Origin of the sequence: Bradyrhizobium viridifuturi (genome assembly GCF_001238275.1) — a bacterium.
Classification (GTDB): domain Bacteria; phylum Pseudomonadota; class Alphaproteobacteria; order Rhizobiales; family Xanthobacteraceae; genus Bradyrhizobium; species Bradyrhizobium viridifuturi.
Genome location: NZ_LGTB01000037.1, coordinates 56791 through 71753 on the forward strand (window position 1 = coordinate 56791; position 14963 = coordinate 71753).

Consider the following 14963-nt stretch of genomic DNA (forward strand, 5'->3'; position numbering starts at 1 on the left):
TGATTTCCTTGCTATTCCGCGGCCTGCAGCCGGGCCGGTGCGGGACCAAAGTCTTCCCGGAAGTGTTTCAGTGCGCTCATCACGGGGTAGGGCGTGAAGCCGCCGAGCGCGCAGAGCGAGCCGAACTTCATGGTGTTGCAGAGGTCTTCGATCACCGCGAGATTTTCCGCCACGCGCTCGCCATTGATGATCTTGTTGATGGTTTCGACGCCGCGGGTCGAGCCGATCCGGCACGGCGTGCATTTGCCGCAGGATTCGATGGCGCAGAACTCCATCGCGAAGCGTGCCTGCTTGACCATGTCGACGGTGTCGTCGAACACAACCACGCCGCCATGGCCGATCAGGCCGTCGCGCGCCGCGAACGCCTCATAGTCGAACGGCGTGTCGAACAGCGCGCGCGGGAAATAGGCCCCGAGCGGTCCGCCGACCTGCACCGCACGCACCTCGCGCCCGGTGAGGGTGCCGCCGCCGATCTCGTCGACGAGCTCGCCGAGCGTGACGCCGAACGCGGTCTCGAACAGACCGCCGTATTTGATATTGCCGGCGAGCTGGATCGGCATCGTGCCGCGCGAGCGGCCCATGCCGAAATCGGCGTAGGCCTTGGCGCCGTTGTCGAGGATGAAGGGGATCGCGGCGAACGACAGCACGTTGTTGATCACGCTCGGGCGGCCGAACAGGCCCTTGTGCGCGGGCAGCGGCGGCTTGGCGCGGACGATGCCGCGGCGGCCCTCGAGGCTCTCCAAGAGCGAGGTCTCTTCGCCGCAGACATAGGCGCCGGCGCCGACCCGCACCTCGAGATCGAACTCGTGCGCGGAGCCGCCGATTCGCTTGCCGAGCAGGCCGGCGCGACGTGCGCCGGCGATCGCCGCGTTCATCGCCGCGACCGCGTGCGGATATTCCGAGCGGATGTAGATGTAGCCTTTGGTGGCGCCGACCGTGATGCCCGCGATCGTCATGCCCTCGATGACGACGAAGGGATCGCCTTCCATGATCATGCGGTCGGCGAAGGTGCCGCTGTCGCCTTCGTCGGCATTGCAGACGATGTATTTGCGGTCGGCGCTGGCCTGCGCCACCGTCTTCCATTTGATGCCGGTCGGGAAGCCGGCGCCGCCGCGGCCGCGCAGGCCCGACGTCGTGACGTCGGCAAGGATCTGGTCCGAGGTCAGCGTCAGCGCCCGGTCCAGGCCCTTGTAGCCGCCATGGGCGCGGTAGTCGTCGACCGAGCGCGGATCGATCACGCCGCAGCGGGCGAAGGTGAGACGGGTCTGGCGCTTCAGCCAGGCGATCTCGTCCGTGACACCAAGCCGCAGCGCATGCTGGCCGTTGCCGGCCATCGCGTCGAGCAGGGACGGAACGTCGGCCGCCGTCACCGGGCCGAATGCGACGCGGCCCTGCGCAGTCGTCAGTTCGACCATCGGCTCCAGCCAGTACAGGCCGCGCGAACCGGTCCTGACAATCTCGATTGCTGCACCACGCGCGGCTGCGGCCTGCGCGAAGGCGAGGGCGACATCGTCGGCGCCGACGGCGACCGCGCCGGCGTCGCGGGGAATGAAGATCCGCATCGTCATCGCTGTGCCTCCGCGACCAGCGCATCGATCCGCGCTTCGTCGAGCCGGCCGACCACTCGGCCGTCCAGCATCGCCGACGGCGCGGTGGCGCACAGCCCGAGGCAGTAGATCGGCTCCAGCGTCACGCGCTCGTCCGCCGTGGTATTCCCCAGGGCGACGCCGAGCTTGGCCTCGGCGCGCGCCGCAAGTCTGTCGCCGCCGGCGGCCTGGCAGGCCTCGGCGCGGCACAGCTTGAGGACGTGGCGCCCGGCAGGCTGCTTGCGGAAGTCGTGGTAGAAGGTGAACACGCCGTGCACCTCGGCGCGCGACAAATTGAGCGCCTCCGCGACCATCGGGATTGCCGGCTCCGGCACATAGCCGAAGGCCTCCTGCAGCGCGTGCAGGATCACCAGCGTGGCGCCTTCAAGCCCGGCATGTTCGGCGATGATTTCAGCGCCGCGCGCTCTGTCCCAAGGTTCGTATCCCACCGTCATCCGCGCTTCTCACGATCCATTTTTTGCTGCGCGCATCAGAGTTGGAATCGTTCGAAACATCAATAAAGCTGTCTCATGCGGCGATTGCGAAACGCGATTAATAGCGTTGTGCGATAGGACGATTTAGGATCGCAATAATGGTCTGGAATCACGCACTTCGGGGGCGCTTTGGATTTCGGAATCGCACCCGGATCGTGCTACCTATGGACGCGTGGCTGCCATTTTGGGACGCCGTTTTCCGAGGGGGTTTGAACCTTGATCGACAAGCTGGAACTTCTGCTGGCGCTGGCCAAGGAGCGGCATTTCGGCCGGGCTGCGGAGGCCTGCGGCGTCACCCAGCCGACCATGTCGACCAGCCTCAAGCAGCTCGAGGAGATCCTCGGCGTCATGCTGGTGCAGCGCGGATCGCGCTTCCAGGGCTTCACGCCGGAGGGTGAGCGGACGCTGGACTGGGCCCGGCGCATCGTCGGCGACGCGCGCGCGATGAAGCAGGAGATCAACAGCCTCAAGGACAAGCTGTCCGGCGAGATACGGATCGCGGCGATCCCGACCGCGCTCGGCATGGTCGCCTCGCTGACCACGCCGTTCCGGGCGCGCCATCCCGATGTGCGTTTCCGCATCCAGTCCTGCACGTCGGCCGACGTGCTCGGACTGCTCGAGAACCTCGAGGTCGATGCCGGGCTGACCTATATCGAGAACGAGCCGATCGGCAAGGTCCGCACCATCCCGCTCTACAACGAGAGCTACCGGCTGCTGACCGCGCCCGATGCGATGTTCGGCGACCGCAAGCAGGTGACGTGGAAGGAGGTCGGCACCGTGCCGCTGTGCCTGCTCACGCCCGACATGCAGAACCGCCGCATCATCGACCGTGCGCTGACCTCGGTTGGCGCGGAGGCGACGCCGACGCTGACGTCGAATTCACTGCTCGTGCTCTACACCCATGTGAAGACTGGGCGCTGGGCCAGCGTGATGCCGGCCAAGCTCGCCGAGACGCTCGGCCTTGCCGACGCCGTGCGCAGCATACCGATCGTCGATCCCGTCGTGGACTACAGCATCGGCCTCGTGATCCCGCAGCGCGATCCGATGACGCCCTTGATCGCAGCCCTGGTGCAGGTCGCGCGCGAGGTCGCGCCGACGCTGGAGCCAGCGTAGCGCGCGGGCATTCTCCGCGGCTCTTTCACGACGGTTCCCGCTGCGGCGCGCCGGGCCGGGCGCTGAACGCAATCTTCTGCTTCACGCAGCAATAGTGGAACTCACGGACGATTGAACGGTTTCATTGCGGCGTCCCGATCAGCCAGCAGGAGCCGCCTTGAATCGTCGCCAATTACTCCATGGATCGGCCGTGCTGCCGACACTATTGCTGTTGCCGCAGCGAGAGGCCGTAGCCGCCGGGAACACGTCGGACGCAGCCTTCGATCCGTCGATGGTGAAGGAGCTCGCCCGCAATCTCGCGAGCAAGTCATTCGAGGCGCCGGACGAGAAGCTGCCGAACGGCTTGACGGACCTGAATTACGATCAGTACCGCTCGATCCGCTTCGTGCCGGAGCGCGCGCTGTGGCGCGGCGCGAAGCTGCCGTTCGAGGCGCAGTTCTTTCACCGTGGTTTCTTCTACAAGAATAAGGTCAGTATCTTCGAGGTCGCCGACGGCAAGGTCAGCGAAGTCAAATACAGCAAGGATATGTTTTCCTTCGGCGAGGCCGTGCCCGCGTTCACCGAGACCGATCTCGGCTTTGCCGGATTTCGTATCCACGCGCCGATCAACAAGCCGGACTATTACGACGAGGTCTGCGTCTTCCTCGGCGCAAGCTATTTCCGCGCGGTCGCCAAGGGTGAAACCTACGGCCTGTCGGCGCGCGGCCTGTCGATCGATACCGGTGAGGCGAAGGGCGAGGAGTTTCCGTTCTTCAAGGCGTTCTGGCTCGAGCGTCCGGTGCCCAATGCGACCTCGCTGGTCATTCATGCCTTGCTCGACAGCAAGAGCTGCGCGGCGAGCTATCGTTTCACGATCAGGCCGGGGAAGACGACGGTGTTCGATGTCGAGGCCACGCTCTATCCGCGCGCCGATCTCGAACATGCCGGCGTCGCACCGATGACGAGCATGTTCTTCTTCGGGCCGAACGATCGCAACGAGGTCGATGATTTCAGGCCATCCGTGCACGATTCCGACGGGCTTGCGATCTATAACGGCAAGGGCGAGAGCCTGTGGCGTCCGCTGAGCAATCCGCGCGATCTCCAGATCAGCACGTTCCAGGACATCAATCCGCACGGCTTCGGACTGATGCAGCGGGAGAAGAATTTCTTCGCCTATCAGGACATCGAATCGAGCTTCGAGAAGCGCCCGAGCCTGTGGGTCGAGCCGATCGGCGACTGGAGCGAGGGCGCGGTGATCCTGATCGAGATTCCGACCAAGGAAGAGATTCACGACAACATCGCCGCGTTCTGGCGGCCGAAGGCGCCGCTCAAGGCCAAGAGCGAGACCAATCTCACCTATCGTCTGCACTGGGGGCCGGACGCGCCGAAGCCGCATTCGCTGGCGCGCTTCACCCGCACCGGCATCGGCGGGCATGGCGAGGGCAGCAAGCTGTTCGTGCTCGACCTGTTCGGTGACAATCTGAAGGGGATCGATCCCGCCACCATCAAGGGCGTCGTGACAGCCGAGAAGGCCGAGATCACCAACATCGTCACGCAGCCGAATCCGAATACGGGCGGATGGCGGCTCAGCTTCCAGTGTGCCGTCAAGAAGGATCCGATCGAGCTGCGCGCCCACCTGGCGCAGGATGACAAGCCGCTGTCGGAGATCTGGGTCTATCGATGGGCGCCATAGTCACGTCGCCTCGTCCCGACGTCGCACCAGCGGCCGAAGGTTTCCTCCCACAAGAGAGCCCGCTCGCGATGGCGGCGGCCGATCTCGGCCAGCCGCGCGCGCGGTGAGCAAGCCGGTGTCGGTCGGAGCGGGCATGTTGATGCGCCGCGCGTTCATCCTGATAATGTCCGTCGCGCTGACCGGTGCGGGCGCCTACGAAATGTACATGGTGGTCCAGGTCGGCGGCGTGACGATCATGGAATGGATGGTGCTGGCGCTGTTCGTCGCACTGCTCGCCTGGATCGCGTTCTCGTTCGCCTCGGGACTGGCCGGCTTCTTCGTGCTGCTTCGGCGCAAGGGCAACGCGCTGCCGATCCGCGATGATGGTCCGTTGCCGCAGCTTGCGAGCCGGACCGCGGTGCTGCTTCCGACCTACAACGAGAATCCGCATCAACTGATGGCGCGCCTGCGCGCCATCTACGAGTCCATCGAAGCGACCGGGCAGGGCGGAAGCTTCGACTGGTTCGTGCTGAGCGACACGCGAGATCCCGACATCTGGATCGCTGAGGAACGGGCGTTTCTCGCGCTCAGCGATGCCTGCGGAGGCAGGCTCTACTACCGGCATCGCGCAGATAATACGGCGCGGAAGGCCGGCAATCTCGGCGAGTGGATCACGCGGTTTGGCGGCGCCTATCAGTTCATGATCGTGCTCGACGCCGACAGCCTGATGTCGGGCGACACCATGGTGCGGATGGCTCATGCCATGGAGACCAATCCGCAGGCGGCGCTGCTGCAGACGCTGCCGGTCATCGTCAATGCGCGCAGCCTGTTCAGCCGCCTGCAGCAATTCGCCGGCCGGCTCTACGGACCGATGGTCGCGGCCGGCGTGGCATGGTGGCACGGCTCCGAGGGCAATTATTGGGGGCACAATGCCATCATCAGGATCCAGGCATTCGCGGAGCAGGCCGGCCTGCCTGAATTATCCGGACCCAAGCCGTTCGGCGGTCATATCCTGAGCCACGATTTCGTCGAGGCGGCGCTGATGCGGCGCGCCGGCTGGGGCATCTACATGGCGCCGACGCTCGGCGGCAGCTTCGAGGAGGTTCCGCCGTCGCTGTTGGATTTCGCCGCGCGCGACCGGCGCTGGTGCCAGGGCAATCTGCAGCATCTCGCCGTGCTGACCACGCGCCGGCTGCACTGGATCTCGCGGCTGCATTTCATGGCCGGGATCGGCTCCTACATCACCGCGCCGATGTGGCTGTCGTTCCTGCTGCTCGGAATCCTGATCTCGTTGCAGGCGCGCTTTATTCGCCCGGAGTATTTTCCGAAGGGCTTCTCGCTGTTCCCGAACTGGCCGGCGCAGGACCCGGTGCTCGCCGCCTGGGTGTTCGGTCTCACCATGGCGCTGCTGATCGTGCCCAAGCTGCTCGGCTTCATCCTGCTGCTGACGAGGCGGGACGTGCGCCGGCAATTCGGCGGCGGCTTCCGCACGCTTGCAGGCGTCCTCGCCGAGGTGCTGATCTCGGCGATGATCGCGCCGGTCATGATGGTGTTCCAGTCGATCGCCGTCGTCGAGATCCTGCTCGGGCGAGATGCGGGCTGGCAGACGCAACGCCGCGACGATGGCGCGGTCGAGCGGCGGGAGCTGTATCGGAAGTATGGGATTCCTACCGTTTGCGGTGTCGCGATGGCGATCAGCGCGTACGCGGTGTCGTTGCCGCTGCTGCTCTGGATGTCGCCGGTGATATCAGGTCTCTTGTTTGCGATCCCGATCGGGGCCTGGACCGCCAAGCCCGCGATGCGCGCGCTGTTCGTGACGCCGGAGGAAAGCGGACCGCCCAGCGTGCTGGTCCGTGCCAACGAATTGGCGGCGGCGCCGGCCCACGCGTCGGCCCCGGCGCTCGCGGCGCTGCGGCAGGATACCGGCCTGCTGCAACGTCATCTGTCGTCGCTGCCGCCGGCGCGGCGCGGTGGCCCGGGCGAGATCGACCTTCATCTTGCGGTGGCCCGCGCGCGCATCGAGGCCAGCGACAGCTTCGATGAGGCGGCCCGCCATCTCACGCCGCGCGAGACACTGGCTGTCCTCGGCGATCCCGCGTTGCTGGAAGGGGTGCTCGCGAAGTCGCGTGGGGGCTAGGCCGCTTCCGGAAGCCTGGTCAGCAGCGCGCGCGGATCGCGCGGCAGGGTGACGCGGACCACGGTGCCGACGCCGAGCTTGGAGCGCAGCTTCATCGAGCCGCCGTGCAGGTTGGTCAGCGAGCGCGCGATCGCAAGTCCGAGGCCCGAGCCCTGGTAGCTCTTGGTGAGCTGGCTCTCGACCTGCTCGAACGGCTTGCCGAGCCGCCGCAGCGAGTCCGGCGCGATGCCGATGCCGCTGTCGGCGATCAGCAGCACGATCGAGTCGTCCAGCATCTGGCCGCGCACCAGCACGCGGCCGTTGTCCGGCGTGAACTTCACGGCGTTGGAGAGCAGGTTGACGATGATCTGCTTGACCGAGCGGCGGTCGGCGACGACCGAGATCGTGCTTTCGATATCCGATTCCAGCGACAGGCCCTTGTGCTCGGCGCGGCCGGACACCACCCGCAGCGACTCGGCAAGGATGCCGGAGAGGTCGAGCGGCTCCATGTCGAACTTCATGCGGCCGGCCTCGATCTTCGACATGTCGAGAATGTCGTTGATGACCTCGAGCAGGTATTTCCCCGAGGTCAGGATGTCGTGACAGTACTCTTCGTACTTGTCCGAGCCGAGCGTGCCGAACAGGCCAGAGCCCATGATCTCGGAGAAGCCGATGATGGCGTTGAGCGGCGTGCGCAGCTCATGGCTCATATTGGCGAGGAACTTCGACTTTGCGGCGTTGGCGTCCTCGGCGCGGGTCTTTTCCTGCGAGTACTTCTCGGCGAGGTCGGCGAGCTCGACCGCCTGCCGTTCTAGCTCGGACTGCGAGCGCTGCAGGTCGATCACGCTGGCGCGCAGGCGGAGATCGTTGTCGACCAGCTTCTGCTCGTGCGCCTTGATGCGGGTGATGTCGGTGCCGACGGAGACGTAGCCGCCGTCCTTGGTGCGGCGCTCGCTGATGTGCAGCCAGCTGCCGTCGTCGAGCTGAGCCTCGAAGGTGCGGGCGCCCGGCGCCGGCACGCCGCTCTCGTGCAGGCGGGTGCGCACCTCGGGCATGCTGCCGACCTCGATCACGGTCTCGTAGGAGGTGCCGGGGCTGACGGCGGTGTCGGGCAGCTTGTGGAGGCGCTGGAAGTGCGAGTTGCAGAGCACGAGGCGGTCATCGGCATCCCAGAGCACGAAGGCCTCAGGAATGGTCTCGATCGCGTCGCGCAGGCGGAGGTCGGCTTCCACCGACTTCTCGGCGAGGCTCTTTTGCTCGGTGATGTCGACCGCGATGCCGATCAGATGCAGGCCGCCATCGGCCGCGGCGTGGCTGAGCTCGCAGCGCACGCGCAGCCAGATCCAGTGGCCGCCGACATGGCGCATACGAAAGCTCTGGTCGATGTGGTCGATCTTGTTCGAGATCAGCTGGTCGGCGATGTCGAACAGGTTGATGTCGTCTGAGTTCACCAGCGCGTTGACCTCGCCGAAGGTGAGGAGGTCGTTGCGGCTGTCGAGGCCGAGCAGGGTGAACATCGACTGCGACCAGAAGATCCGGCCGCGCGACAGGTCCCAGTCCCACAAGCCGCAGCGGCCGCGGTTGAGCGCGGTGTCGATACGGCCGCGCACGGCGTCGTTGATCAGGTCGCCCTCGCGGGCGCGGGTCGATTGCCAGTGGAAGGCGAAGCCGAGGATCAGCACCACGAAACTCGTGGTCGCCGACAGCGTCACCGAGAGCGCGGCGTCCGATCCCCAGATCGGCTCGTTCATCTCCTGGATGACGACGACCTGGCCGGGGAGCGACTTGATGAGTTGCGAGATCGCCAGCGCGTTGGTGCCGTTCGGCAGCGTCATGTCGTTGACCGCGCCCTGCTGGCCCGGCGCGATCATGAGCTGCGCGGTGGAGACGATGTCGAGGACGCGGTCGGTCTCGCCGCTACCGTCGATCGGCACGCGCGCCAGCACGCGGTGATCGGCGCTGGTGATGATGACGTGACGGCCGTAGGCGATGCCCCAGGACGGGATCAGGTCCGGCAGCAGCTCCTGCAGCTTCTCGATATTGGCGAGCCGCTCGCGCCGCACCGAGGTCAGGCGATCGAGACGTTCGGCGAGAATGTCGGAGAGCGCGGCAAGATCGCGCTTCATCGCGCCGCGCTTCTGCCGGTTCTGGTCGATCACCTGGACGAAGGCGCCGAGGCAAATCGTGATGAGGAAGGCGATGATGAGCGTAGGTACAGCGCGGCGCAGTGCAGGCTCGGCCGTCAAGAGCCTGTGATAGGCCGGTTTTGCGATCGATTGCGCCAATCCCTTGATCGAATCGGATTGGACGCACGCGTTCGCTGCATGCGCGCGCGCCATGCCTTAGACCCCCGCTCTAAGCTGATTTTTACCCGGATCGGATGCTCCCCACGATGCATCCGAATCATGATCATTTGAATCCAGATTTCCGGGACTGTCGAGAGTCAACGATTCGTTAATGCGAAATAATTCTTGTCAAAAACAGAATCGGGTTACTCAAAGTGAGTCCGAAAGGAGAACGGCTCCGTAGAATTACGCGCGCGCCGGTTCTGCGTGACTGATCACACGCTTCACGGTCGGGAACGCGCGGCGCAGTTTGCGTTCGATCTCGTCGACGCTTTCGTGCACCTTGATCACACTCATCGAAGGCTCGGCGCGGCAATGGAAGTTCACGATCTCGCCGGCATCGGTGTTGCGGACCCGCACATTGTGGATGTCATGGATCGCGCCGCCATCGGCAAATCCGGTCAGCGCGGTCTTGATGGCCTCGACCCGGTCGGGCGCGGCGTCGGTTCCCCACGGCAGTTCCGGTTCGAGCGGCTCGATATGGGTATCGACTTCGACGTCCTCGCCGAAGTCCTCGCGGATCGCGCGCTCGAGCTCGTGGGCGATGTCGTGCGCGGCCTCCAGTGCCATGTTGCTGTCGACCTCGAGGTCGATGCCGACGATCAGCTTGCCGTCGATGTCGTGGACGGTGACATGGTGGATGGCGAGGCCTGAATTGCGCGCGATCACCATGATGCGCTCGCGCACGCTCTCATTGTCGCGCGCCACCGGAACCGCGGTGAAGGTGAGGTCGGCATCGCCGAACGTCTTGCTCATCGCCTCCTGCGCCCGGCGCTTGATGTCCTCGACGCGGTCGATCGGGTAGGTGCGCGGCACTTTGGCGATGGCGTCGATGAAATGCGTCGCGCCGACCATGCGGACCCGCAGGCGGTCGACGTCGACCACGCCCGGCACGGCCTTGATGGCGGCGGTGGCCTTTTCCAGCGCGCCTTCGGGCGCGCGGTCGAGCAGGGTCTCGACCGTCTCCCGCGCCATGCGCAGGCCGAGCAGGGCGATCATCACGGCGACCGCGATCGCCGCCGCGGCGTCGCCCCACCGGAAGCCCAGGCCCGCCAGCACCAAGCCGACGATGACCGCGGTCGAGCCCATCACGTCGGAAGCGAAATGCAGCGCGTCGGCGGCCAGCGCCTGGCTCTTGGTGTCGCGCGCGGCGCGATGCAGCGCGCGGGCGCGCCACAGATTGACGCCGATATCGAGGAGGAGAACGATGAAGGGAATGGCCGAGATCGACGGCGGCGGCGCGCCCTCGCGCAAATGGCTGTAGGCCTGCACCAGGATGCCGCCGGCCAGCACATAGAGCATGGCGATGACGCCAAGCGCCGAGACGCTCTCGAACTTACCATGGCCGTAATGATGCTCGGCGTCGGCCGGCTGATCCGACACCCGCACCACCGCCCAGGTGATGATGGTGGCGACCAGGTCGATCGACGAGTGCAGCGCCTCTGATATCAGCGCCAGCGATCCGATGGCGATGCCGACGACGAATTTCGCGACGGCCATGCTGCCGCTGGCGAGGATCGAGATCGCGGCGACGGATGTCTTGGTCGAGGATGTGCTGGTGTTTGAAGAGGTCATGGGCGGCGGTGTAGCAGGGAGTCCGTGAACATCAAGTGTCAGCCGTCGTTTGCGATGCGCAATCGCAACTCACTCGCAAGAGCATCATTGTGCCAATCAAGCCGTCGTCCTGGCTTGCGCGAGGACGACACCGAAAGTCTTGCGCAGTTCGCCTTCGTAGAGGGCGCAGGGAATCCCGCGTGTGCGCGGCACCCGCGGTCTCGCAATTGCAATTCTGATAAAACGAAGTTAATTTGCAGCGAGGGATTGATGCGTTTCGCTGAGTTGCCGGTCGTGTCGAACGGGCAACAGTCATCATCACCGCAACGGCGCGATCCTGCTTATCACGAGACGTCAAGCACGCTATCATGGCGTTGCTTGGACAAGACTGAACGGGAGGCTGGGCGCTGATCAACCTGATGGATAGCCGAGACGGCAGTCTTGGATGACATTGGACGGAAGAGGGACAGGCCAATGAACTCCGCATCCACTCCGAATCCAGGTGAACCTGGTGCAGGCCCGGCCGCCAGCGCCGATGAGCGGCTGGCGGAAGCCCATAAGCAGATCGTCCGCGCTGATGAAGAGCTCACGCGGCTGAGCGAGCAGCTTGCCAAGCTGGAGCGCGACGCGGCGTCGCCGCCTCCGTCGCCGCCGCCACCTCCGTCGGCTGAACCTGTCCCGCCCGCGGTCGGGCCTGCTGCTTCGTCCGGTCCTGGTGCTTCGTCCGGACCTGCTGCGCTCGAACCCGGCCCGCAACCGTCGTCCGGAAGGCCGGCGTTCCGGGCCCTTGCCGCCTTGTCGATGGCGGCGTGTGTCATCGTCGCCGTCCTGGCTTCGCAGTCGTCGTATGGTGCGAGAGCCAAGCTGGTTGTCGCCCGCTGGGTGCCGCAGCTCGCCTCCGCGCCATCATTGCCGCCGAAAGACCCGCCGCTTCCCGCGCAGCCCGCTGCGACTGCCGTTCAAGTTGCGGCGGCGGAGCCCGCACCACCGCAACCGGCGCCCGCGCCGGCGCCGCCTTCGACCGCAACGCAGGACGCCGCGCCGAAAGCGACGCAGGATACTGCGCCGCCAGCTGCTGCAGCGCTTCCCGATCAATCCGAACTTCTGCAAACCATCGCGCGCGATCTCGCGAACGTGCAGCGAAACATCGAACAGCTCAAGGCGGAGCAGCAACAGACGGCCCGCGAGAGCTCCAAAGCCATCGAGGAGCTGAAGGCAAGCCAGGAGGAATTGAAACGGGCGCTGGCGAAGGTTTCCGAGCCGAAGACGACAGCAGCGCCTCCGACGCAGCCGGCTCCAGCCCCGCGCAAGCCCCAGCGGACATATGAGCCGCCCTACGCGAGGGCGCCGCCTCGCATGCCGCCAAGGGAGTGGCTCTACGACGACTGGTAGCGGTCGACGCGGCGATCATCGGATCGCGCCACGGCACCCGTGATGATCGCGAAGACTGGGCACATGAAGACCCTAGCGCATGAAGACCTGGCACACGAAGACCTGGCACATCATGAGCGTTGCGACGGTGATGCCGGGTCCGGTGCCCGGAAGGCGGCGTCGGGCGCCGTTCCCTGGGATGGTCGACGGGCGGCGGCTCCCGGCAGCACGATCACTTTCGCTCCGATTTTCACCCGCTCATAAAGGTCCGTGACGTCGTCATTGGTCAGCCGGATGCAGCCGGACGAAACCCGCTTCCCGATCGTATCGGGTTTGTTGGTGCCGTGAATTCGATATTCGGTTTCGCCGAGATACATCGCCCGGGCGCCAAGCGGATTTCCGGGGCCGCCTGCCATGAACCGCGGCAGATAAGGTTGACGCGAAATCATCTCCGCAGGCGGACGCCAATCCGGCCATGCTGTCTTGCGGGCCACGGTCTGTTCACCGGACCATGTGAAGCCTTCGCGGCCGACACCGATGCCGTAGCGCATCGCTTGCCCGTCGTTCAGAACGAGATAGAGGAACGTGTTCTCGGTATCGATGACGACGGTGCCCGGCGCCTGGTGGCTGACATAGTCAACCACCTGCCGATCGAGTCTTGCGGGTGCGACAGCGGATTTCGGTGTTTCGACCCGAGGCGCCGGGGTCGAGATGGGAGCCGCGACAGGAGCCGAGACAGGAGCCGGAGCCGGCGCCGGCGTTGGGACGTGAACTGGAGTTGGTGTGCGAGCTGGAACTGGAGCCGACAGCGCGAGGGCTTGATGCGCGGTCGATTTTTTTGTCGGTTGAATGCTCGCCGGGCGAGACAGCAAACCGTACCCCAATGCGGCGGCGGCCATGACGCCAATTGCAACTCGTCCGGCCATTGGTAGTGCGAGCGTTTCCGTCTTCGCACGTTTTGCCCGCTTTGCCATATCTTTCCCCAAGTCCCTGTGCCTGGACGAGGTACCGAGCAAATTCTAACAAACTGCGAAGCGAGCTTGCTCGGGCTGAAAGTCGTTAAGCATCGTTAACGCCAGCACGCAGGGCGGATTGGCCCACCGGGGTCCGCGCGAAGCGCGGCCTGATGACGGGCTCCGGCGCATCCGCCGTGCATCCGGCAGAACATGGCGGATTGCGCTTCGCTAATCGGCTCTACGTGCCCGATCGAGGGGGGCGGAAGATGCCGATACGCTTTTCAGGCGCCGTCGAAGGAGACCCGTTCAGTCATGTTGCTGACGCATTCTCTGTCTTAACCGGACGAGAATTAAAAACACTGTGTGGGACCGGCGTGGTTCCCACAATGGTTCCGTCGCCGGAATTGGCACGAATCCGCGAAGAACTGGCCCCGAGTTAACGCCTCCACGTTTACCCGGCCATGTTTTGCGGAATCGGGAACCAACGATCGAGAAAAATCAGTCAAGGAGTTATGATGCTGTTCGGCTCGAGCGCCGCAGTTTGCGGCGCCGTGGTTGCGTTCGCCATTTTTGGCACCGCTGCAGGAAGTGAAATCGGTTCGGTTCATTCAAGCGCCGTCGTCAATGCTGCTTGTGGCGATGCGATCGTTGGCGCAGCATCCATGTACAATCCGTTCGAGCCCGGCAAGGAGGAGGGCGGTCCGAGCACAGCCTCCGGCGAGCGCTATGATCGCTCCGTCTGGGCGGCTGCCATCAAGACAAGCCTGCGTCGGAAGTTTGGTGGGGTCGAATTTGGCGCGAGGCCGAAATATGCCCTGGTCGAGGCTGTCGGCAAGAAGGTCATCGTCAAGATAAACGATGTGGGACCACTGAGGCCCGGCCGCATCATCGACCTCAATGAGCGGACGATGCGCTATTTCGACCCGAGCCTGGAGCGCGGGGTCATTAGCGACGTAAAGGTTAGCCCGCTAGCGGGGGATTATTGGGTCCCCGGACCGGTCGGTTGAACCGCTATTGACCGAGGGCGGGGCTGTCGCTCCTATTCAAATGCGTGGGGGGCTGGTGCAGAACAATGCTGACGCAAATCTACGAAGTGGCGACACCGTTCGAAGCCGAGGCGATTTCCGCAATCGGTGTGGATCATGTCGGCGTGCTCGTCGGCGACGGCGCCTTTCCTCGCGAACTTCCGGTTCACAAAGCAGCAGCTGTCATGAAAGCGATCCGGGCACCGTCCGTGCTTTCGGCGCTGTTCCTCTCGGCGGATGTCGCGCTCATCGAACGGATGGCCAGGGAACTTGATCCGCCCGTCGTGCATCTTGGCGCTTCAAACGAATTGATCATGCCTGATCATGTCATAGCGCTACGAAAGTTGCTGCCAACAACCAAAATCATGCGCAGCGTACCTGTAACGGGACCTGAAGCGGTGGACGTGGCGCGCGCATATGATGGAATCGTCGACTGGATCCTGCTTGATAGTCATCGCATTGGTGACGTCCAGATCGGGGCGCAGGGCGTGACGCACGACTGGAGCATTAGTCGAACGATTGTCGAGACCGTTCGTAGCCCGATCATACTCGCTGGTGGCCTCGGACCGGACAGTGTCAGGCAAGCCATCCGGTCGGTCCGGCCTGCGGGCGTTGACTCAAAAACCAAGACCGACCGTGAAGGCACCCACGCAAAGGACTTGGCGAAGGTCCGAGCTTTCCATGCCGCGGCGCAGAGCGGTTACATCGCGCGTCCGCAATAGCGATGCGTGGAGCGGACTAACCCATCGGGT

At 64.8% G+C, this 14963-nt stretch carries 10 protein-coding genes and 1 pseudogene; 6 read left to right on the top strand and 5 right to left on the bottom strand.

Features of this window, described 5'->3' with window-relative positions:
- Positions 1-11: 11 nt before the first annotated feature.
- Entirely contained in the window at positions 12-1568 is a 1557-nt protein-coding gene (locus ALC15_RS29370; protein ID WP_050630304.1) for a formate dehydrogenase beta subunit, read from the bottom strand.
- The gene (locus ALC15_RS29375) at positions 1565-2041 is read right to left on the bottom strand and encodes a formate dehydrogenase subunit gamma (protein WP_050630305.1); all 477 of its coding nucleotides are present in this window, start codon (positions 2039-2041) and stop codon (positions 1565-1567) included. The genes ALC15_RS29370 and ALC15_RS29375 overlap by 4 nt, the downstream gene beginning before the upstream one ends.
- Before the next feature lie 255 nt (positions 2042-2296).
- Between ALC15_RS29375 and ALC15_RS29380 the strand changes: the two genes are divergently transcribed.
- The 3 genes and pseudogenes from ALC15_RS29380 to mdoH all read left to right on the top strand — a co-directional run bounded on the left by ALC15_RS29380 (position 2297) and on the right by mdoH (position 6981).
- The gene (locus ALC15_RS29380) at positions 2297-3193 is read left to right on the top strand and encodes a LysR family transcriptional regulator (protein WP_050423962.1); all 897 of its coding nucleotides are present in this window, start codon (positions 2297-2299) and stop codon (positions 3191-3193) included.
- A 157-nt stretch (positions 3194-3350) separates the two neighbouring features.
- Positions 3351-4865 carry a glucan biosynthesis protein G gene (locus ALC15_RS29385; protein ID WP_050630306.1) on the top strand — a complete coding sequence of 505 codons (1515 nt, stop codon included), beginning with the start codon at positions 3351-3353 and terminating at the stop codon, positions 4863-4865.
- A pseudogene (gene mdoH, locus ALC15_RS29390) lies at positions 4853-6981 on the top strand (glucans biosynthesis glucosyltransferase MdoH). The gene ALC15_RS29385 and the pseudogene mdoH overlap by 13 nt, the downstream one beginning before the upstream one ends.
- Here mdoH and ALC15_RS29395 read toward each other — a convergent pair.
- Complete coding sequence (locus ALC15_RS29395; protein ID WP_050630307.1) at positions 6978-9299, bottom strand: sensor histidine kinase; 2322 nt, start codon at positions 9297-9299, stop codon at positions 6978-6980. The pseudogene mdoH and the gene ALC15_RS29395 overlap by 4 nt on opposite strands.
- 192 nt (positions 9300-9491) lie before the next feature.
- Positions 9492-10880 (bottom strand): cation-efflux pump, encoded by a 1389-nt coding sequence (locus tag ALC15_RS29400; RefSeq protein ID WP_050630308.1) that lies wholly within the window; start codon positions 10878-10880, stop codon positions 9492-9494.
- 453 nt (positions 10881-11333) lie between these two features.
- Here ALC15_RS29400 and ALC15_RS43580 point away from each other — a divergent pair, with 453 nt between their 5' ends.
- Positions 11334-12251: a hypothetical protein gene (locus ALC15_RS43580; RefSeq protein ID WP_128089624.1), complete on the top strand. Its 918-nt coding sequence runs from the start codon at positions 11334-11336 to the stop codon at positions 12249-12251.
- Between the two features lie 110 nt (positions 12252-12361).
- Here ALC15_RS43580 and ALC15_RS29410 read toward each other — a convergent pair whose 3' ends face one another.
- On the bottom strand, positions 12362-13204 hold the full coding sequence (locus ALC15_RS29410) for a L,D-transpeptidase (protein ID WP_050630336.1): 843 nt from the start codon (positions 13202-13204) through the stop codon (positions 12362-12364).
- Between the two features lie 494 nt (positions 13205-13698).
- On the opposite strand from ALC15_RS29410, the gene ALC15_RS29415 reads away from it, so the two are divergent.
- Complete coding sequence (locus tag ALC15_RS29415) at positions 13699-14193, top strand: septal ring lytic transglycosylase RlpA family protein (protein ID WP_198960998.1); 495 nt, start codon at positions 13699-13701, stop codon at positions 14191-14193.
- Positions 14194-14258: 65 nt separating this feature from the next.
- A complete protein-coding gene (locus tag ALC15_RS29420) occupies positions 14259-14933 on the top strand; it encodes a phosphoribosylanthranilate isomerase (RefSeq protein ID WP_050630310.1) in 675 nt (224 codons plus the stop codon).
- The last annotated feature ends 30 nt before the right edge of the window (positions 14934-14963 follow it).